Genomic DNA, 20,853 nt, shown 5'->3' with positions numbered 1-20,853 from the left:
TAAAAGATTTACTTCCCTGTAAAATTAGCTTTTCTTTTTTCTAAGAAAGCAGTAGTTCCTTCTTTAAAATCAGTTGTTCCAAAGCATTTTCCAAAGTTTTTGATTTCGGTTTCGAAACCATTTTTGCCGTCTTTATAATTAGCGTTGATGGCTTTTATAGCTCGACCAATGGCAAAAGGAGAGTTTTTCATGATTTTTTGAGCGATTCCTTTGGTAAAATTCAATAATTTTGCTTGAGGTACTACATGATTTACTAAACCATAGTTTTTGGCTGTCTCTGCGTCAATCATGCTGGCAGTCATAATCAATTCCATAGCACGACCTTTCCCAATGAGTTGTGGTAAACGTTGTGTTCCTCCATATCCTGGAATTACTCCTAAGGAAACTTCTGGAAGGCCCATTTTGGCATTGTCTGAGGCAACTCTGAAGTGGCAAGACATAGCCAATTCTAACCCACCACCCAAGGCAAAACCATTGATAGCAGCAATCACTGGTGTTTTTGAGTTTTCGATTAAATCGAATAATTTTTCTTGTCCTTCGCTGGCCAGTTGAGCGCCTTCTTCAATGGTAAAATGTGCAAATTCAGAAATATCGGCGCCAGCTACAAAAGCTTTTTCACCACTTCCTGTGATTAAAATCACTTGAATTTCTTTGTTTTTCCCCAGTGTTTTTATGGCTTTGTGCAGGTCATTTATGGTGTCAATATTCAAAGCATTTAGCTTTGAAGGTCTATTAATGGTAAGGATTGCAATATTGTTTTCTAGTTCGATTAAAATATTTTCGTAGTTCATAACGCTATTTTTTAGGATTGAATAATAGGCAAAGTCACTTTAAAAGTTGTGCCTTTTGCTAATTGTGTATCAAAGGTAATTGTTCCGTTGTAATTTTCTATGATGTTTTTGATAATTCCTAGGCCGAGCCCCATACCGCTTGTTTTGGTAGTAAATTTGGGTTCGAATATTTTGGGGACAGTTTGCTCTGCAATTCCTACTCCGTTGTCTTGAACCAAAATGATGACTTGGTTGTGTTCTCTTTTTACGACCACTTTGATAGCTTTTTCTTCCTTGTTTTCTGGAATGGCTTGTATGGCATTTTTGACCAAATTGGTAATCACACGAATGAGTTGCGAGCGGTCCATACTTGAAATAATGGAAGGATACTGACTCTCAAAAACAATATAATCTTCATTGAAAATATCCAAAGCCAGCTCGACTACTTCCACCACATTCAGCGTTTCGTTTTGTTGTGCAGGCATAGAGGCAAAGTTCGAAAATGCCGAAGCCACAGCACTCATGATGTCAATTTGCTGAATTAAGGTTTCAGAATATTCATTGAGTTTTTGTTTGACATCTGGGGCAGTAGGGTCAAATTTTCTTTGGAAACTTTGTACCGTTAATCGCATGGGTGTTAACGGATTTTTGATTTCATGCGCGACTTGTTTGGCCATTTCGCGCCAAGCTTCTTCTCTTTCACTTTGGGCCAGTTTTAGGGCACTTTTTTCCAATTTATCGACCATTTCGTTGTAAGAACGAATCAATAAATTAATTTCTCGACTATTGGCATCCAAAACAATTTTTTCGTTTTTCTGCTCAATGTTGGTCTCGCTCATTTTGTCGGCGATTGTTTTTAACGATTTGGTGATATAGGTAGCCAAGAAATAAGCTAAAGCAAATGCTACAATGAGCATAAAAGAATAGACTTGACCTAATCGTATGAGGAAACTGTGAAGCTCTTTTTCATAAAAACTATCATCTTCTACATAAGGTAAATTCAATACGCCAAGGGGTTTGAATTTATCGTCTTTGATTTGGCTGTACGACGAACGATTTTTGACGCCGTCGACAGTTTTGATGTCTACAAAACGTTTATCAATCGAGGAACGAACCAGTTTCAGAATGTATTTTGGAATAGGCGGAGCCATTTTATCGATAGAAAATGACTCTTTTGATGATTTTAAAAGATGACCGTCTAGGCTATAAACATTGATTTCGATGTTGTGAATTTGGGATAATTCGTGAATTTTATCTTTAAAAATTAAATCTAAATTTTTCGGTGTCAATGGATAGGTGGTGGTGGACAAGACATAATTGATATGCTCTTTTATGGCAGTTTCTTTTCGCTCTAATCGTTCTTGATGATAATCTCGCGCTTCACTCTTGAATTGTAAAATTGAAATAGAGGCGAGCAAAACACTTGAAACTACAATAACAACAATCATCGATAGGAAAATCCTAGTGCGCAAGGAAAGCATCGACATTTTGAAGTTGTTTATCATAGTTTAGTGATGAGTGACTAGTATTTAGTGATTAGCTAATGACTAATCACTAAATACTAGTCACTATTTTCTCTCTCTTATTCTCTTGTAAAAACGAAAGCCTAACATTATAATGATTGAAAATAAAAAAATACCAATCACACCATACACCCAGTTAAACGCATTTTTGAGCACTACCAAAAACACCACTGCAAATAAAATAAGTGTTGCACCTTCATTCCAAATACGCATATAATTGGTGGTGTATTTTACTTCATTGTGTTGTAATTGTTTAAAAATTTGATGACATCTAAAATGATACAAATACAATAAAAACACAAAACAGAGTTTGACATGCATCCAGGGCATTTGCAACCAACTTTTGCCTAAATCGGTAAAAAGTAATAACCCAAAGGCGACAAAAAAAGTAATGACAGCCGAGGGCCAAGTGATGATATACCACAAACGATAGGCCATAAGGTTGTATTGTTTTTGCAAAATCTCTTTCTCGGGAGAAGGTTTATCGGCGGCTTCTATTTGGTACACAAACAAGCGTACAATATAAAAAAGTCCTGCAAACCAAGTGACTACAAAAATAATGTGTAAGGATTTGAGGTAGTTGTAGAGTTCCATTTATTTTGATTTCAAGTTCAAGGTTTGAAATTACTATAGCAACTTCAAACCTTAAACAAATTTAAACTTTCTTGAATTCATTAATCCAATTCGCTACCACACCACACCATTCGTCTTCATCATTCATACAAGGAACGGCCATAAATTCCTCCCCACCATGATGTAGGAACTGTTCATTGGCTTCCATGGCAATTTCTTCTAGTGTTTCTAAACAGTCGGCGACAAATGCTGGAGTTACAACTGCTAATTTTTTAATCCCTTGCTCTGGCATTTTATTGATTTCTACATCGGTATAAGGAGTAAGCCATTTGTCTCCGGCCAATCGCGATTGGAAGGTTTGGCTGTATTTGCCTTCTGGAATTCCTAATAGTTTCACTACTTGTTTGGTAGTTTCGTAACATTGATGACGGTAGCAAAACTCATGTGCGGGCGAAGGCGTGTTACAGCAAGAGCCATCAATTTTACAATGCGAATTCGTTACATCGGTTTTGCGAATGTGACGTTTTGGAATACCATGATAAGAGAATAACAAATGATCATATTCAAATCCTTCTAAATGTTTTTTGATAGAATTAGACAATGCTTGAATGTAATCAGGTTTGTTGTAGAAAGCAGGAACATTAGTAAATTTCATTTCTGGAAAATACTTTTGACGCAATTCTTCAGCCAAAACAACAATAGTAGTTGTTGAAGCCATAGCGTGTTGCGGATACAAAGGCAAAAGCATTACTTCGGTTACACCTTGATCTTTCAATTCTTGTAAGCCTTTTTGAATAGTAATTGTTCCATAACGCATCGCTAAAGAAACTGGAATGTCTACCAATTGTTTCACTTTTTGATGCATTTTTTTCGAAATTACAATTAAAGGAGAGCCTTCGCTAGTCCAAATTCGACTATACGCTTCTGCTGATTTTTTTGGTCGGGTTTGTAATATTATACCACGAACTAATAATGCACGTAAAAGATAAGGAACATCTATCACATATTTATCCATTAAAAATTCATCTAGATATGGTTTAACATCCTTTGCAGTTGGACTTTCTGGAGAACCTAAGTTTACTAATAATACACCTTTCATGTTTTTTATTTTATTTTTGGAATGAAAACTAGAGTTTATTGATTTTGGTTTCAAAAATAGATAAACACTGTTTTTATCGGTTATGGGACTTATTCTTTTTTGTGTCTATGTGATAGTTAAAACTAATGGTTTATAGTATGGACGAGTTAATTGACATTAAATATTTCTTTGGTGTCGTACCAAATTTCTTCTTGAAAGCAGCAATGAAATGACTTCCGGTACTATAACCAATTTTTAAACCTACTTCGTTTACATTATAGGAACCACTATCTAATAATTGACGGGCATAATCCATTTTGTAATCAAACAAAAATCCGTAAACGGTATCGCCGTAAATTTGTTTGAAGCCCATTTTTAGTTTTTTTAAATTTAATCCAATGGTATCGGCTAGTTCTTGTAAACCAGGAGGTTCAGCCATATTGGCAATGATAATTTCTTTCGCTTTTTTGATTTTCATCACATTGTCTTCATCAATCAAAAAAGGACATTGCTCAGCATTTGGATCCTCGGAACGGTTGAAATACAAGCTCAATAATTCATAGCCTTTGCCTTTGTAGTACAAGTTTTTAATTGAAGGATTCAAATTGTAATGAAACAACTGGGTTAATACAATAGCCATTGAAGGACTAATGTCTCCTTCTTTATAATATTTTTTATCCTTGTTTTCGTCGCTCAAAAAAGGAATGTGACTAGCTTCGGTAGAAAATAGGCCATGAAATTTTTGGATCGAAATCAAAATAGTAATCACCCAAGTGTTGGGCGCTAATTCTAGATTGAGTGGTAATTCTTTTTGAGGATTGTAGAACAAATACGATTTTTCTTCATTCATTTCTAAAGCATAACTGCCTTGATTGAATAAAAATTTTGCTTTGCCTTTCAATCCAAAATGAAATTGAATCAAACCATTGCTTACCTCATGATGCGTTTGAAAAGGAGTTGTCCCATCATTTTGAAAACGCAATAAGGTGAAATCTTCTTCTATTTTTATAATTTCTTGTGAACTCATAGCGACATTTTTTTATTAAAAAAAAGTTTTTCACGAATCCTATTTATTTAGAATCACTCTAAATAAATCACTCATTAAGCCTTATATTTGCTACAAAAATAAACGTTTTTGCTTGTAAATAACGAAATAAATCCAAAAAAGCATTGAGCGACACAAAAAGAACTTTTAGCGTTGTTTTTATACAAGCTATAGTTCTAGCTTTGTTCCACTTTTACAGGAACTGTATTTATGGAAAAAAATCAAGGCGCTAAGCACCACTATTTTTACTCGGTTGGATTAAGCTATAAAAAAGCCGATGCTGCTATTAGGGGTAAATTTAGTTTAGATGCATTAGCTAAAACCAATTTGCTTCAACAAGCAAAAAACGAGGGAATTCCAGCTCTGATCGTTACTTCTACGTGTAACCGTACCGAAATTTATGGGTACGCAGAACACCCATTTCAACTCATCAAATTGTTGTGTGAAAATAGTCAAGGAACCGTTGAAGAATTTCAAAAAGTAGCATACGTTTTCAAAAACCAAGACGCCATTAATCATATTTTTAGAGTAGGAACAGGATTAGATAGCCAAATTTTAGGTGATTTTGAAATCATCAGCCAGCTTAAAAATGGCTTTATCGAGTCTAAAGCTATGGAATTAACCAATGCTTTTATGGAGCGATTGATTAACTCTGTGATTCAAGCTAGCAAAAAAATTAAAACAGAAACCGAGATCAGTTCTGGAGCCACATCTGTTTCTTTTGCTTCAGTACAATACATTATGAAAAACGTTCCAGATATCGGGAACAAGAATATTTTGCTTTTTGGTACAGGAAAAATCGGTCGAAATACGTGCGAGAATTTGGTAAAACATACCAAAAACGAGCACATTACTCTTATTAATAGAACCAAAGATAAAGCAGAAAAATTAGCTGGAAAACTAAATTTGATTGTAAAAGATCATTCCGAACTCCACCTCGAATTACAAAAAGCCGATGTAGTTGTGGTAGCTACAGGAGCTCAAAATCCAACGGTGGACAAAGCGATTTTGAATCTGAAAAAACCCATGCTGATTCTAGATTTATCCATTCCTAAAAATGTAAATGAAAATGTAACCGAAATAGAAGGAGTGACTTTGATTCATTTGGATCACCTATCTCAAATGACCGATGAAACTTTAGAAAACAGAAAATTACACATTCCAGCTGCCGAAGCTATTATAGAAGTCATTAAAAATGAATTCATGGTGTGGACCAAGTCCAGAAAATTTGCACCCACTATTCATGCTTTGAAAGAAAAGCTCAATGCCATCAAAGAAGCTGAGTTAAATTTTCAAAGTAAAAAATTAGCCGATTTCAACGAAGAACAAGCCGAAATTATCAGCAACCGCATCATTCAAAAAATCACTACCCATTTTGCCAATCACCTGAAAGATGAAGACACCTTGGTAGATGAAAGCATTGAATGGATCGAAAAAGTATTTCAAATAAATCCAGCCCCCTAGCCCCCAAAGGGGGAACAACAAACGTTGTCGAATAACAGTATAAATTAATGAATAAGAAATCAAATTCCGCTCCAATAGCTCCCCCTTCGGGGGCTAGGGGGGCTATTCGTATTGGAACCCGCGATAGCGAACTCGCGCTTTGGCAAGCCCACACGGTCGAGAAAAAACTAAACGACTTAGGTTACAAAACAGATATTATCGCTGTGAAATCAGAAGGCGATATCATTTTGGACAAACCACTATACGAATTAGGAATCACCGGAATTTTCACCAAAACTCTTGATGTCGCTATGATTAGCGGTCAAGTCGATATTGCGGTACATTCTATGAAAGACGTGCCTACCGCATTGCCACAAGGCATTGTGCAAGCTGCTGTTTTAGAGCGTGCGAACACGCTAGATATTCTGGTACACAAAGGCAATCTAGATTTTCTAGAAGGTAGCGGCACCATCGCCACCGGAAGTTTGCGTCGTCAAGCGCAATGGCTGAACAAATATCCCAATCATCAAGTGGTCGATTTGCGAGGCAATGTTAATACCCGTATGCAAAAATTGCAAGACAGTGACTGGAATGGAGCCGTTTTTGCCGCAGCAGGATTAGAACGCATTAATTTAAAACCAACGGATTTTATCAATTTGGATTGGATGATTCCCGCACCAGCGCAAGGAGCAATGGTAGTGGTTGCCATGGCCGAGGACGAGTTTTGTCGTGAAGCCGTATCCGAATTGAACGATATCGAAACCGAGGTGTGCACCCACATCGAGCGTCAATTTTTACGCCGTCTCGAAGGAGGTTGTACCGCACCCATCGGAGCCTTGGCAACATATAACGAAGACGAAGACACCATTCATTTCGAAGGCGTCCTTTTTTCTATCGACGGACAACAAAAAATAGCCATCAACAAAGTCGTACCCATCGAGGAGTGGAAAAATCTAGGCTACCATTCAGCCGAAGAAATCCTCAACAATGGCGGTACCGAGTTGATGAAAACGATAAAAGAAACCTTGAAAAAGTAAGGAGCGAAACACAGGGCTTTTTTGCCAATATGGGTTCCCGCTGTCCTTCCTATCTTTTTTGTCCCGAAAAAAATCGGAACAAAAAAGGATATTCCCTCCCATCGGGGCTAGAGAATAACAAAAGGCTTTTTCAGAAAACAAACATAAAAATGAGTCAATTGCACCACAACATTTCTTCAGATGCTTACAACGAATTTCTTTCGGATGTAGCTACTGCTGTACAAGAACATAGAGTGCAAGCCATCCAATCCGTACAAACAATCTCGAATCAACTTTATTGGACAATTGGTGAACTCATTATTAAAAAGCAAGAAGAATTTGGGTGGGGTAAATCTGTAATTTTATTGTTGAGTCAAGATTTACCACAATTAATTGGAGAAGGTGTGAGTTGGTCTCCCCGAAATCTTCAGTTTATGAAGCAATTGGTAGCCGAATATTCAAATGTGAAACCACCGGTTTCACATTTTGAAAACTTCAATTTAGAAAATCCAAATGTGAATCAGCCTGATTCACATTTAGAAAAAGCAAATGTGAACCAAGCTGGTTCACATTTAAAATATGTAAAAAAGCTTTTGTTTTCAGTGCCTTGGAAACACAATATTTTAATTATTCAAAAAGTTAAAGACCCTAAAGCACGCATATTTTATTTAGAGCAAACCATCAAAAACAGATACAGTAGAGCGGTTTTGTTGCACCAAATAAAGGCGGGTGCTTATGAGTATTTTATCTCAAAACCAACACAGCATAATTTTGTCAAAACCTTACCAGAACATTTTCAGGAACAGGCACGGGAAAGCATAAAAAGCGTATATAGTCTTGATTTTCTTGACATCAATAAGCCGATCAAAGAGAAAGCATTAGAAAAAACAATGATCGAAAACATCAAACGTTTAATGCTAGAATTGGGTTATGGCTTTTGTTTTATTGGCAACCAATACCGACTTTCGTTGGGCGAAAAAGAGTATTATATCGATTTGCTTTTTTATCATAGAATTATCAAATGTCTGGTGGCAGTAGAATTGAAAGTAGTCGAATTTGAACCCGAATTTGTTGGCAAACTTGATTTCTATTTACAATTATTAGACGAACAATTAAAACAAGAGGACGACAAACCAAGTATTGGCATTTTGTTAGTTCCTAACAAAGACCATTTAGAAGTAGAATATACTTTACGGAACGCAAATAAACCAATAGGCGTTTCTGAATACATTTTGAGTAAGCAACTCCCACAAGAGTGGATTGGAAAACTACCAACCGCAGAAGAATTTCAAAGGATTATTATTACAGCCAAAAAACAACACTAAAATGAGTCAATCCATCCGAGTATTATCTACCAAAACACTTTTGCCCAATCAAAAGCAAGCTTTGCTGGACGCTCATTTTGAAGTAATCGAAACCAATTTTATTCAAACCACTGCCACGGATTTTTCTTTAGATTCGGTAAACGAGCATTTGATTTTCACCAGTCAAAATGCCGTGAAAAATTTCTTGAAACATCCCAAAGCAACTGAATTTAAGCATAAAAAAGTCTTTTGCGTCGGTTTAAAAACGAAAATAATGCTTAGTGAAGCAGGCTATGAAGTAGTTGCCTACACTGGTTATGCCGAGGATTTGGCTGAGATTATTGCGTTAATTTATGGTAAGGCGAGCTACACTTTTTTTAGCGGAAACCTTCGCAGAAATACTTTGCCTGAGGCTTTACAAAGTGCGGGTATTGTTTTCAACGAAATTCAAGTTTACACGACCACTTTATCTCCCCAAACGATTCAGGAAAAAGTAGATGGCATTTTATTTTTTAGTCCATCTGCGGTCGAAAGTTATTTAGCAGCAAACAAAATAAAAAACGAAATTTGCTTTTGCATAGGCGAAACCACCGCCGAGGCTTTAGAAAAAAATAAAATCAAGAACATCATTGTGGCCCATCAACCGTCTATAGAGGACGTGATAGATGATGTGATTCAGGAATACCATCCCTAAGGAGGTAAACTTAAAAAGAGAACTAAAACAATTTAATTTAAGGTGTTCAGACTGAACACTAAAATACTGAATACTGATTACTATGTTAAAGAACGACCTATTTTTAAAAGCATTACGAGGAGAAACAGTAGAACGTCCACCAGTTTGGATGATGCGTCAAGCGGGAAGATATTTACCAGAATTTCGTGCTTTGCGTGACAAATACGATTTCTTCACCCGTTGCGAAACGCCAGAATTAGCTGCTGAAATTACTGTACAACCTATTCGTATCGTAGGACCAGATGCAGCGATTTTGTTTTCGGATATTTTGGTAGTGCCTCGTGCTATGGGAATTCACGTTGAATTGAAAGACAATTTAGGGCCGATTATTCCAAATCCAATTCGTACTATGGAGCAAGTCAATCAAGTGATTGTTCCAAATATCGAAGAAACCTTAGGTTACGTAATGGATGCGGTGAAATTGACCAAAGAAATGCTAAATGATGAGGTGCCTTTAATTGGTTTTGCAGGTTCACCTTGGACAATTTTCTGCTATGCAGTAGAAGGAAAAGGTTCCAAAAGTTTTGATACAGCCAAAGGTTTTTGTTTTTCTAACCCAGTTGCGGCGCATACCTTATTGCAAAAAATCACCGACACCACTATTTTATACTTGAAAGAAAAAGTAAAAGCGGGAGTAAATGCCGTTCAAATTTTTGATTCTTGGGGTGGAATGCTATCACCAGTAGATTATCAAGAATTCTCTTGGAAATACATCAACCAAATCGTTGAAGCATTGGCTGAGGTAACACCAGTAATCGTGTTTGGAAAAGGATGCTGGTTTGCTTTAAACGAAATGGGAAAAAGCAAAGCTTCTGCTCTTGGAGTAGATTGGACGTGCACGCCACGAAATGCTCGTTATTTATCTGGTGGAAACATTACTTTGCAAGGAAATTTCGACCCTTCAAGATTATTGTCACCTATTCCAACCATCAAAAAAATGGTACACGAAATGATTGACGAATTTGGAACCGACAAATACATCGCCAATTTAGGACACGGAATTTTACCAAACATCCCTGTAGACCACGCCAAGGCGTTTGTCGATGCGGTAAAGGAATATAGAAAGAAATAGTTAGCTCATATCTTCTCCTGCAAGGTTTTTTTTAACCTTGTAGTTATGTTTGAAAGTCCAGCTAAAAAAGGAATACCTGCAAGGTCTTTTTCTAGACCTTGCAGGATAACACAAAATAATTAAAATGCTAAGCAAAGGATTGCGAGATAAAGAAAGTACCCGAATAGACAATTGTCTAAAGCAGTTACATTCTCTAGTATTGCCGCCTTTGAACTGGAATCTAGACCGAAAAGAGGCACTCGAAGTGGAGTTAAAAGACTTTGCAATGGATTTGGAAAGTCTGAACGATTTTACTCCAGAGGATTTGCTGCTTCATTTGCAACGCCTTCATTTCGATTGGAACCAAATGGAATCCTTTGCCGATTTTTTAATGGCTTTTTCTCCAGCAAGTCCCTTTTATTTTTCAGAAAAAGCACTTGCTGTTTATCGTTTTATCCAAAAAGAAAGTAAAGTGTTTTCGTTTGGGATAGCTAATAAAGTAACCGTTTTAAAAGGAAACTTATTATGAAGATACTAATTACTAAAAACATTAGTATCGATAAATTAAAACAGATTGATGCAGAACAATTACATCGCTTTATGATTGAGAATACCGAACGATTGAAAAAGTTTTTTCCCGTTACGCTTTCCAGTAATGAAACACTTGATAAATCCATAGAATATATCAAAAATAAAGAGAAAGAGATACAACAGAAAGTCAATTTTACTTTTGCAATTAGAGAAATTGACTCTCAAAAAATCATCGGATTAATTATCATTAAAAAAATTGATTGGACTAATAAAATAGGTGAATTCGCCTATTGTATCGGAAACACCTTTGAAGGAAAAGGCTTGGTTTCTAAAGCAGTAAAAGCAGTATTAAAATTTGCTAACGATGTTTTAGAATTGAAAACGCTTCAAATTATCGCGCACAAAACAAATTTAGGAAGCATTAAAGTGGCCAAAAATAATGGTTTTATTTGGCAAAGAACTTTGATTGCAGAGTTTACACCTACTAACGGACTTCCTTTAGATATGGAATTATTTGAATTAAAAAATGAAAAATAAATTTTACACTTACATACAAAACCTTCAAGACCAAATCGTAGCAGGATTAGAAGCGGTTGATGGTCAGGCCAAATTCAAAGAAGACCTTTGGAATCGCCCAGAAGGTGGAGGCGGAAGAACACGCGTAATCGAGAACGGTGCTGTTTTCGAAAAAGGCGGCGTCAATATTTCTGCAGTACACGGCAAATTGCCAGACAGTATGCAGCAATTACTCAAAGTTGGTGAAGCCGATTTTTTTGCTTGTGGATTGAGTTTGGTGTTGCATCCCAAAAATCCAATGGTTCCCACAGTACACGCCAATTGGCGTTATTTTGAAATGTATGATGACAACGGAAACGTAATTCAGCAATGGTTTGGAGGAGGACAGGATTTAACGCCATATTATCTATTTGAAGAAGATGCTGTTCATTTTCATCAAACTTGTAAAACCGCTTGCGACAAGCACAATCCTGAGTTTTATCCAAAATATAAAAAGCAATGCGACGCCTATTTCTGGAATGCACATCGTAACGAAGCGCGAGGAATTGGCGGTTTATTCTTTGATTATTGCAAAGCTTCTGAAACAATGAGTATGGAAGATTGGTACAATTTTGTAACCGAAGTAGGCAATAGTTTCCTTCAAGCTTACGTTCCCATTGTGGAAAGAAGAAAAAAATTGCCCTACAAAGAAGAACAACGCACTTGGCAGGAAATTCGTCGAGGCCGTTATGTCGAATTCAATTTGGTACACGACAAAGGCACTTTGTTTGGTTTAAAAACCAACGGAAGAATTGAGAGTATTTTGATGTCTTTGCCACCGCACGTGCAATGGGTGTACGACCATCATCCAGTCTCGGGTAGCGAAGAAGAAAAATTAATTACTACTTTAATGCAGCCAAAAGAATGGGTTTAAATTTTGGAAGAGTAAACGTTATTAAACCCTTATTTTAGTAACGTTTTTTTTCAAAAAATCATAGCAACACTATCCAAACAAGCTTTTTTAGCTTGTTTCTTTTTTTATATACTAATGTGTTTAAAAAAAGAGTTGATTGTTGCTTGTTTTGTAGCTGATTTTTCGCAGGTTTTTATATATGTTTTGGTGCTTTCTTTTTTTTGACTTTATAATTTTGTGAAAAATTAACCTGTTAAATGCTGTAATAAAAAAATAACTATCCGATTATTGTTTTTATAACAAAAATGTAATTCTCCCCAAAAGACAACAAAAAAACTACGTAATACTACTTATATTTATGATGAATTAATCAAAAAAATAAGTATTATGAAAAAATTATTACTTCAAATCGCATTGCTATTTACTGTTAGTATAAGTTTAGCAAGTTTTAAAAAGATAGAAAACCCACCAGTTGTAAAAGCCAACAAAAACACTAAAATTTCGGGATTGGTTTTGGAGAAAACGAGTATCAAGCTTGGCTTTATAAAACTTACAGATATGGCTCCTTTGGCGATAGCTAAACACAAAGGATTTTTTGAAGCAGAAGGTTTGAATGTGACCTTAGAAGCACAAGCCAATTGGAGAGACATCTTAGATAAAGTAGCAGATGGTCAACTTGATGGAGCGCATATGCTAGCTGGACAAATTGTTGCAGCAAATTCGGGTGTAGGTAGACAAGTAGCATTAGTGACACCATTTTCTATGGATTTAAATGGTAATGCCATCACTGTTTCTAATGATGTATGGTGGAAAATTGCCGATTATCTCCCAAAAGAATATGGAAGACCCATTCACCCAATAAAAGCTAGTGACCTAATCCCTGCAATAACTTTGTATAAAGAATTAAAAAAACCGTTTGTAATGGGCGTTGTTTCACAAGTCTCTAATCATAATTATTTATTAAGATATTGGTTAGCCGCAGGGGGTATTATTCCTGGATTTTACAACCAAGAAGATCAATTGGGTAACCTAGATGGGCAAATCAGAATTGATGTAGTAGCTCCACCACAAATGCCCACAGTATTAGAGCAAGGAAAAATAAATGCCTATTGCGTGGGAGAACCTTGGAACCAACAAGCAGTTGATGTAGGTGTTGGAGTTCCATTAATAACGAGCAAAGACATTTGGAAAAATCATCCAGAAAAAGTATTTGCAACTACCAAAGAATTTGCCGAAAACAATCCTAATACCATTATAGCGATTACAAAAGCACTAATAAGAGCTGGGAAATGGTTGGATAATCCTGAAAACAGAAAAGAAGCTTCACGAATTTTGGCTAAAGAAGCCTATGTGGATGGAGAGAAAAGAGTAATTGACAATTCAATGCTAGGAAGTTATGAATATGAAAAAGGAGATATCAGAGTTGAAGGGGATTTTAATGTTTTTTTTAAATATAATGCTACCTATCCTTACTATTCTGATGGAATTTGGTTTCTAACACAAATGAAACGCTGGGGGCAAATTACGGGTGATATGCCAAATGAATGGTATCATTCTAAAATCAAAGAAATCTATAAACCCGAAATTTGGTTAAAAGCAGCGAATCTTTTATTAGAACAAGGTGTTTTGCAAAAAAGCGAGATTCCACAAACGGATGGTTATAAACCTGCTACGGCGCAATTTATTGACCATATGGTTTATGATGGAAAAAAACCAAATGAGTATATTAATTCCTTTAAAATTGGTATAAAAAGTACTATCTAGTTTCCCAAAAATTAAAAATAATACAATTAACCAATCCATTTCTGTAACTTTGGCGCCCTCTTATTACTACAATTGGGTCATCAGCAATCATGTATTAGTCTCATCTGGAATTGCAGTGGGAGCTGGTTTCAATGATGTTGATGGCGATTTTTCTGGTGTTATTGAGTCTACTATTAACCTAAAATTAGGCTATAACTCAGATTCCTTTTTTACTTTTGTAAACTTAAATTATTCAAATTTTGTTCAGGACAACAACAATCCTGTTCGATTTAATGAAAACATTGCCACTTTTAGAGTGACTGCTGGCTATCGATTTGACCCACCAAAAAAAGTTAAAGAACTATATGACCAAGGCACTAAGGCTATTGGTTTGTAAAAAAGAAGACGATTTCAAATGTAGAAATCGCCTTCTTTTTTGTTATTTCTGACTGATTTCATCAATCAAGTCTAGTGTTTGGAGCATGATGTTTTTGTCTCCTTTTACCGTATTCAATCGAAGGTCAACTTTTAATTTATTATCCGTTACTTTTTTAGGAGATTCCATGCTAATGGTTTTGAATTTTGAAGCAAAAGCGTTCAAGTACTTTTTATCTTTTGTGTTATTTTTTTCGGTCTTCAAATAAGTGTCTGCCATTTTCTGAATATCAAATGCAGCCGAAATGGTGTTTTGCTTTAGACTTTTTTGAATGCCATTTTTAAAATTCCCCTCGTTGGTTTGGGTTTGTTCCAAAAGGTTGGTTACCACAAGCACATCTTGATTTTTTACGATGTAAACGGTACCAAATTCGTTTGTGTCAACTATTTCATAAAAACCGTTTTTAGGCAACAACATTTTTTTGCGAACTCCCAAATCAATCAATTTGTCATAAAATGTAGCATGGGTAGCGGTAAAAATCATTGTAAATTCAGGAATCGTTTTGGTTACCATTTTTTCAACTTCAACGGATTCGTAGTTTTCGTCGTATTCAACCGTTTTGGTTTTTACTTCCTTCGATTTCACTTCGTGAAGAAACAAACTAATATCACCATCAAATAAGGTTGCGGTTGCTTTTTCATCAACTAAGGTGGTAATCAAATCGGTTACAAAACTAAAATCTTCGTTCAGAAAGACGGTGTTCGAAAAAATTTCACCAATCATATGGGGCATATTTTCTAACAAAGCTTTCGAATTAAAATGATACGAAAAATAGCCTAGAGGTTCTTGTTCTGGGAAATAAGCAAAGATTTTTTTATTTATTTTTCGGTCGTTTATTTTTCCCATCATATCCGCAATTGGTTTTGAGTATTCGATGGTTTCTTCTATACGAGCGTTGTCATTGTCAAAATAAAAATCAAGATTCATCCCTTTGATAAACGTGTCAATTCCTTTTTGCAGGGGCAAGTATTTACCGTAGGCATTTAACTGTGTCAAAGTAGAAAAGGAAGAACTCAAATTGGTTAGGAATCCGCCATAATTTACCCACGACGAAATATCAGCGGTTGGATTTATTTTGGATGAAGTTGGGGCAACAAAACCTTTCTCGAAAAGTGATTTTGTAAAATTGATTTGTTTTATTTTTTGAATGCTATCAAAAGCAATTCTTTGGGTTTCGTAGGCTTTATAATAACTATCGTCGGTATAGGTGTCTTCTGTTGTTGCATCGTTGGTTTCGTATACAACCGGAGCATCAGCAGGAGGCGCAACATCAACCACAACTTCTTCTTGGACTTCTTCCACAGGAGAGGTTTCGGTTGGGTCGCCATAGGTTTCACCTGTTACTGTTGGCGCAGCAACCGAATCTACAACTACGTCTCGCTTTGGAGCAATATCGCTATATTTTTTGGTCAATTCAAAAAACACTAAATAGCTATCATTCCAAGCTATGGTAAACTTTTGGTCACTGGAGTTTAGCATCGCATAGGTGCCAAAGTCTTGAATTTCGAATTTGGTTATCGAATCAGAAAGTGCTTTTTTTTCATTTCTTTTGGTCAAAAAAGCTTTTAATTTTTCTTTGTTTCTAATTGGAATTGTGGCTTGATAGTAGGCGATACTGTCGGTAAAATTACCCACAACACTTGCGTTTTTTTCTAAATCAAAAAGAGCGGTAAATTCATTCGTATCAAAGTCAGCATTTTCTTTTTGCAACTTATTCAATAGCGGATGATTGGTTAGTTGCTCTATTTTGACTTTTTTGGTGAATTGTGCACCGTTGTATTGTACAAAATAGTCATAATTTTTGGAGGGTTGTTGGCAAAGGCCAATGTAGCTTATCGATAAAAAAAAGTAGGTCAATAACGATTTCATGGGTGAATTTTAGATTTAGGGATTGAGTTGAATAGTATTGTTCATTAATGAAGATTTCTTGAGTACGTTGTACATGCTTTGTTTCAAGAAAATGGTTTTTTTGTTTTTGGCGATTTTACTATTGCCGTTTGTTGCGCTTGTTATGTCTTTGTCAAAAGTGTAAACGGCGATAATATTGGCTTGTTCTAAGTCGGTCTTTTTTTTGGGATCTTTTACCAGTTTTTCAGGAACAGGATAAGAAGCAATACGCTCGAAGGTTTTGCCATTGCTGTTGAAATGTACTTGATTTTTTTGTTTATTAATCACATTCACCACTGCATTCAAGGCTTTGAGATTTTGGTAAGTGAATTGAATAGTAAAAATGTAGTGGTCAAAATCAGTTTTCGTGCTTAGGTTAGCAATACCTTCAATTTTTGAAGCGGTTTGTTTAAAGTTGAGTAATTTTTGAATAATCTCCTCTTCATTTGGAATTTTGACACCATCTACTTCCTCCAACCACATAGCCGATTTGGTTTTGAACCAAGATTTAGAAAAATCTATAATAAGCGTATAGTCACCACTTTGATTGTCGTGGTGTTTTATTTTTTCTGTAATTTCAAAACAACTAGTTAAGAGCCAACAGCAACATAAAACAAGAATTTTCTTCATTTCGCAAATTTAGACGAAATAAATAGAGCTATGGTATGTTTTATTAAAATAAATTGGACAAATTCACGTCCTAAAAGATAAAAAAAGTACTATTTATAGTGTCTTAGCGTTCTTTCTTTTCGCCTATTTTCCTTAATTTTACGGTTCCGATTCATAAAGTTGAATTGTGATCAAAATATAAAATATACCTACATGTTTCCACTACACAGAAACCGTCGCTTAAGAGTGAACGAATCCATCCGAAGCTTAGTTAGAGAAACCACTTTAAGTCCTACCGATTTTATGTTTCCCATGTTTATAGCAGAGGGCGAAAATGTACAAGTCGAAATTCCTTCTATGCCAGGAATCTATCGTCGTTCCATTGATCTAACAGTTGCTGAGGTTAAAGAAATTTATGCATTAGGCATTCGTGCGGTCAATATTTATGTAAAAGTTAGTGAATCGCTAAAAGACAATACGGGCAAAGAAGCTTGGAATCCTAACGGATTAATGCAACAAGCCATTCGTGCCATCAAAGCGGCTTGTCCAGAAATGATTGTTATGCCCGATGTGGCTTTAGACCCTTATTCTATTTATGGTCACGATGGAATCATTGCCAATGGCGATGTAGAAAATGACTCGACCAACGACGCTTTGGTAAAAATGGCCGTTTCACACGCGGAGGCAGGAGCCGATTTTGTAGCACCAAGCGATATGATGGACGGACGCGTATTGCGTTTGCGTCAAGGATTGGATGCCGCAGGCTATCATCATGTGGGGATTATGAGCTATTCGGCCAAGTATGCTTCGGCATTTTATGGCCCGTTTCGCGATGCGTTAGACAGTGCCCCAAGAGAAGCCGAAATCGAAGTGCCCAAAGACAAAAAGACCTACCAAATGGATTATGCCAATCGCATCGAAGCCATCAAAGAGGCCTTGTCTGATGTGGAAGAAGGTGCCGATATGGTAATGGTAAAACCTGGAATCGCCTATTTAGACATCGTGCGTGAGGTAAAAAATGCCGTGAATGTACCCGTAACGGTTTTCCATGTTTCGGGTGAATATGCTATGATTAAAGCCGCAGCAGAAAGAGGTTGGCTCGATCATGACAAGATTATGATGGAACAATTAATGTGTATCAAGCGAGCTGGAGCTAGTTTAATCTCAACTTATTTTGCCAAAGAAGCTGCGATACTCTTAAATCAATAAAAATGAAAAAAATAGTAATCATTGCAGTAGCTTTAGCCCTAACTTCTTGTAAAAAAGAAAGCGCCGAGCCCTTTGGCACTCCAACAACAACCAATTCAGCAACCGAAGCAAAAACCGAAACAGCTGCAACGCCCGAGGCATTAGGCAAAGAACTTTTTGAAACCAAAGGAGCCTGCATTGCCTGCCATAAAGTAGACACCAAACTTATTGGTCCAAGCTTGCAAGATATTGCCAAAACTTACAAAGAGAAAAACGGAGACCTAGTTGCCTTCCTCAAAGAAGAAGCAAAACCTATCATAGACCCAAGTCAATACGACATTATGAAGGCCAATTTCGCCATCACCAAAGCCATGTCCGAAGAAGAATTAAAAGGATTAGAAGCTTACATCTATTCCAATTTGAAATAAAAAAAATCCTGAGCGAATACGAAGGATTAGGAGCTATTTCCTGCTCTTCACTGTATCTTTCCCGCCGAACCCCGGCGGCAAAGGATGCCGTTACGATCAGGGCTATGATTCAGATTAACAAAAAACCACCTCCATTTCAGAGGTGGTTTTTTGTGTTTAATTTATTTTATCCCTCCAAATGCTCCAAAACAAGCATTTTTATGTAAAATTTCTGTACTCGAAAAACCGACTTTTTTCATTAAATCCAACTGATATGTCATTGAGCGCGGAGAATCTTCTTTTTCGATATAATCAAATACTTTCTGCTGGTATTCTATGCCTCCGTGCTGTTCCAAATACTTGCCATATCTTTCCCAAATCAATTGGTTTACTTCTTTATGATCTTGAACCAATAAATCTGAAATCATCAAACAACCGCCAGGTGTTAAACTGTTATACAACTTTTGGAAAATAAATTCCCATTCGGAGTCTTCTCTTAAATGGTGTAAGACGGCACCAGCCAAGATGATATCAAAATGATTTTTCGGCAATTCAATATCACGTATATCACCTTGAATCGTTTGTACTTTCCCTGTTGTTGCCTCCGAAACACGTTCTTGTGCTTTTTCTAGCATGTTCTGGCTCAAATCAATCAAAACAGCATTTAAGTTGGGCACTTTGGAAAGCATCTTCAAAGTATAATTTCCTGCTCCGCATCCTATGTCCAAGACATTGATAGCATTTGGTTGTATAACTTTTGCTGCGGATGTTAAAAGCTCTAACGAAATTTGCGCATCCATCGTTGCTACCTGACCTGTTTCTAAGTTTGCAAAGCGTTCGACATCATTATCAAAACGTTCCTTGATTTCGTTTACTGTTGATTTTTTCATAACATTTATTTTAGATTTTTTCTTCCAACAAATCGTATTATGAAACCTTTTCCGTTATGGAATAGTTTTTCGCTAAGCCCGATTCGCATTTCGCTTAATTCTAGAAAGCATTATCTAAAAAATTAAATTTTATTTCTTCAGAATAAAGAGTATAAATCTTTCGTCTCAGGAGCCTTCCAAATTTGGAGATATAGTTTCATTTGCTTTACAAACCTATAATTTTCATTTATGACTTAAAAATACTTATTTTGTCATAAAATAATACTTATTAGGTATACATGGAATTACGACATATAAAATACTTTTTGAAATTAGCTGAAGAACTAAGTTTTGTTCGCGCAGCCGAAAAACTATTCATATCTCAGCCGCCATTAAGTAGGCAAATCAAAGAATTGGAGACTGAAATTGGTGCCCAGCTTTTCGAACGCAATAACAAACGGGTAATTCTCACCGAAGCAGGGAAATTCTATGAAAAAGAAATGCGCGAAATATTGAAAAGCATAGAACGAGTAAATATTAAAGCAAAAAAAATAAGCGAAAATCAAAGCGGGGAATTCCACATTGCTTATGTGAGTTCTACTTTTTCGGGTGACATTTCAGATTTGGTTCAATATTTATCAGAACAGTTTCCTTATGTGAATTTTAGATTGTACGAAGTGCCAACAGTTAAGCAAATTAAAGCTTTAGAAGAATTTAAAATTGATTTAGGAATTGTTCGAGCACCGTTGCATTCGCCAAAAATTGAAACAGAATTATGGTTCAAAGACAGCTTTTCTTTAGTATTCAATAAAAAACGGTATCCAATACAATACGAACAGCAGATAGAAACACTGAGCGAAACTACTTTTGTATTTTTCAATAAAGAATATTCACCACAGTATTATGATAATTTGCTGGAAATCTGTGCTTTTTTTGGTTTTACGCCTAAAGTAATACACGAGTCTAACAACATTTCATCTATTATCCAGTTAGTCAAAAATGGATTAGGCGTTTCTATTGTACCAACAACTATTTTAAAAAGTCATAATTACCCAGAAATAGGATATATCGAAATTAAATCGGTTAAGCTTTTTACCGACATTTTATTGGCAACGCCAAAGGGACATCATTCCGATATAGCTACAACTGCTATTGAGTTTTTGAAAAAGAAATGAACGTTTTGCGTTGTGTAATTATAGCAGTAAGTTTTTAGTTTAACTTTACAATTCAATTTTGCAA

The 20,853-nt window shown here is 36.0% G+C and carries 21 protein-coding genes; 13 read left to right on the top strand and 8 right to left on the bottom strand.

Features of this window, described 5'->3' with window-relative positions; translation table 11 throughout:
* Positions 1 to 8: 8 nt before the first annotated feature.
* The 5 genes from WFZ86_RS07425 to WFZ86_RS07405 form a co-directional block, all read right to left on the bottom strand.
* On the bottom strand, positions 9 to 791 hold the full coding sequence (locus WFZ86_RS07425) for an enoyl-CoA hydratase/isomerase family protein (RefSeq protein ID WP_342691351.1): 783 nt from the start codon (positions 789 to 791) through the stop codon (positions 9 to 11).
* 11 nt (positions 792 to 802) lie between these two features.
* Complete coding sequence (locus tag WFZ86_RS07420; protein ID WP_342691350.1) at positions 803 to 2,275, bottom strand: sensor histidine kinase; 1,473 nt, start codon at positions 2,273 to 2,275, stop codon at positions 803 to 805.
* 63 nt (positions 2,276 to 2,338) lie between these two features.
* Entirely contained in the window at positions 2,339 to 2,887 is a 549-nt protein-coding gene (locus tag WFZ86_RS07415; RefSeq protein WP_342691349.1) for a CopD family protein, read from the bottom strand.
* A 61-nt stretch (positions 2,888 to 2,948) separates the two neighbouring features.
* Positions 2,949 to 3,965 carry a ferrochelatase gene (gene hemH / locus WFZ86_RS07410; RefSeq protein WP_342691348.1) on the bottom strand — a complete coding sequence of 339 codons (1,017 nt, stop codon included), beginning with the start codon at positions 3,963 to 3,965 and terminating at the stop codon, positions 2,949 to 2,951.
* A gap of 130 nt (positions 3,966 to 4,095) precedes the next feature.
* Positions 4,096 to 4,971: a helix-turn-helix domain-containing protein gene (locus WFZ86_RS07405; protein ID WP_342691347.1), complete on the bottom strand. Its 876-nt coding sequence runs from the start codon at positions 4,969 to 4,971 to the stop codon at positions 4,096 to 4,098.
* 228 nt (positions 4,972 to 5,199) lie between these two features.
* Between WFZ86_RS07405 and hemA the strand changes: the two genes are divergently transcribed.
* The 10 genes from hemA (at position 5,200) to WFZ86_RS07355 (ending at position 14,615) form a co-directional block, all read left to right on the top strand.
* On the top strand, positions 5,200 to 6,453 hold the full coding sequence (hemA, locus tag WFZ86_RS07400) for a glutamyl-tRNA reductase (protein ID WP_342691346.1): 1,254 nt from the start codon (positions 5,200 to 5,202) through the stop codon (positions 6,451 to 6,453).
* Between the two features lie 47 nt (positions 6,454 to 6,500).
* A complete protein-coding gene (hemC, locus tag WFZ86_RS07395; protein WP_342691345.1) occupies positions 6,501 to 7,469 on the top strand; it encodes a hydroxymethylbilane synthase in 969 nt (322 codons plus the stop codon).
* Between the two features lie 149 nt (positions 7,470 to 7,618).
* Complete coding sequence (locus WFZ86_RS07390) at positions 7,619 to 8,773, top strand: PDDEXK nuclease domain-containing protein (protein WP_342691344.1); 1,155 nt, start codon at positions 7,619 to 7,621, stop codon at positions 8,771 to 8,773.
* Position 8,774: 1 nt separating this feature from the next.
* The gene (locus WFZ86_RS07385; protein WP_342691343.1) at positions 8,775 to 9,446 is read left to right on the top strand and encodes a uroporphyrinogen-III synthase; all 672 of its coding nucleotides are present in this window, start codon (positions 8,775 to 8,777) and stop codon (positions 9,444 to 9,446) included.
* A gap of 82 nt (positions 9,447 to 9,528) precedes the next feature.
* Entirely contained in the window at positions 9,529 to 10,557 is a 1,029-nt protein-coding gene (gene hemE, locus WFZ86_RS07380; protein ID WP_159689228.1) for a uroporphyrinogen decarboxylase, read from the top strand.
* A 124-nt stretch (positions 10,558 to 10,681) separates the two neighbouring features.
* The gene (locus tag WFZ86_RS07375) at positions 10,682 to 11,065 is read left to right on the top strand and encodes a hypothetical protein (RefSeq protein WP_342691342.1); all 384 of its coding nucleotides are present in this window, start codon (positions 10,682 to 10,684) and stop codon (positions 11,063 to 11,065) included.
* A complete protein-coding gene (locus tag WFZ86_RS07370; RefSeq protein WP_342691341.1) occupies positions 11,062 to 11,604 on the top strand; it encodes a GNAT family N-acetyltransferase in 543 nt (180 codons plus the stop codon). Before WFZ86_RS07375 ends, WFZ86_RS07370 begins: the two co-directional genes overlap by 4 nt.
* Positions 11,594 to 12,496 (top strand): oxygen-dependent coproporphyrinogen oxidase, encoded by a 903-nt coding sequence (gene hemF / locus WFZ86_RS07365; protein ID WP_342691340.1) that lies wholly within the window; start codon positions 11,594 to 11,596, stop codon positions 12,494 to 12,496. The genes WFZ86_RS07370 and hemF overlap by 11 nt, the downstream gene beginning before the upstream one ends.
* 366 nt (positions 12,497 to 12,862) lie before the next feature.
* Positions 12,863 to 14,239, top strand: coding sequence for a CmpA/NrtA family ABC transporter substrate-binding protein (locus tag WFZ86_RS07360; RefSeq protein WP_342691339.1), 1,377 nt, complete (start codon positions 12,863 to 12,865; stop codon positions 14,237 to 14,239).
* 10 nt (positions 14,240 to 14,249) lie between these two features.
* Positions 14,250 to 14,615 (top strand): DUF4421 family protein, encoded by a 366-nt coding sequence (locus tag WFZ86_RS07355; RefSeq protein ID WP_342691369.1) that lies wholly within the window; start codon positions 14,250 to 14,252, stop codon positions 14,613 to 14,615.
* Between the two features lie 42 nt (positions 14,616 to 14,657).
* Here the strand turns inward: WFZ86_RS07355 and WFZ86_RS07350 are convergent, their stop codons facing one another.
* Together WFZ86_RS07350 and WFZ86_RS07345 are read right to left on the bottom strand one after the other, a co-directional pair.
* Entirely contained in the window at positions 14,658 to 16,523 is a 1,866-nt protein-coding gene (locus WFZ86_RS07350; protein WP_342691338.1) for a hypothetical protein, read from the bottom strand.
* Between the two features lie 15 nt (positions 16,524 to 16,538).
* Positions 16,539 to 17,171, bottom strand: a complete 633-nt coding sequence (locus WFZ86_RS07345; protein WP_342691337.1) for a hypothetical protein — start codon at positions 17,169 to 17,171, stop codon at positions 16,539 to 16,541.
* 192 nt (positions 17,172 to 17,363) lie between these two features.
* Here WFZ86_RS07345 and hemB point away from each other — a divergent pair, with 192 nt between their 5' ends.
* A complete protein-coding gene (gene hemB / locus WFZ86_RS07340) occupies positions 17,364 to 18,359 on the top strand; it encodes a porphobilinogen synthase (protein ID WP_342691336.1) in 996 nt (331 codons plus the stop codon).
* Positions 18,360 to 18,361: 2 nt separating this feature from the next.
* Positions 18,362 to 18,766, top strand: a complete 405-nt coding sequence (locus WFZ86_RS07335; protein WP_342691335.1) for a c-type cytochrome — start codon at positions 18,362 to 18,364, stop codon at positions 18,764 to 18,766.
* Positions 18,767 to 18,927: 161 nt separating this feature from the next.
* On the opposite strand, the gene WFZ86_RS07330 is transcribed toward WFZ86_RS07335, so the two are convergent.
* Positions 18,928 to 19,635, bottom strand: coding sequence for a class I SAM-dependent methyltransferase (locus WFZ86_RS07330; protein ID WP_342691334.1), 708 nt, complete (start codon positions 19,633 to 19,635; stop codon positions 18,928 to 18,930).
* A gap of 278 nt (positions 19,636 to 19,913) precedes the next feature.
* On the opposite strand from WFZ86_RS07330, the gene WFZ86_RS07325 reads away from it, so the two are divergent.
* On the top strand, positions 19,914 to 20,789 hold the full coding sequence (locus WFZ86_RS07325; RefSeq protein ID WP_342691333.1) for a LysR family transcriptional regulator: 876 nt from the start codon (positions 19,914 to 19,916) through the stop codon (positions 20,787 to 20,789).
* The last annotated feature ends 64 nt before the right edge of the window (positions 20,790 to 20,853 follow it).

Origin of the sequence: Flavobacterium polysaccharolyticum (assembly GCF_038739875.1) — a bacterium.
Lineage (GTDB): Bacteria > Bacteroidota > Bacteroidia > Flavobacteriales > Flavobacteriaceae > Flavobacterium > Flavobacterium polysaccharolyticum.
Note: the sequence above shows the minus strand (reverse complement) of the source record. Positions and strands in the feature narration are given on the sequence as shown.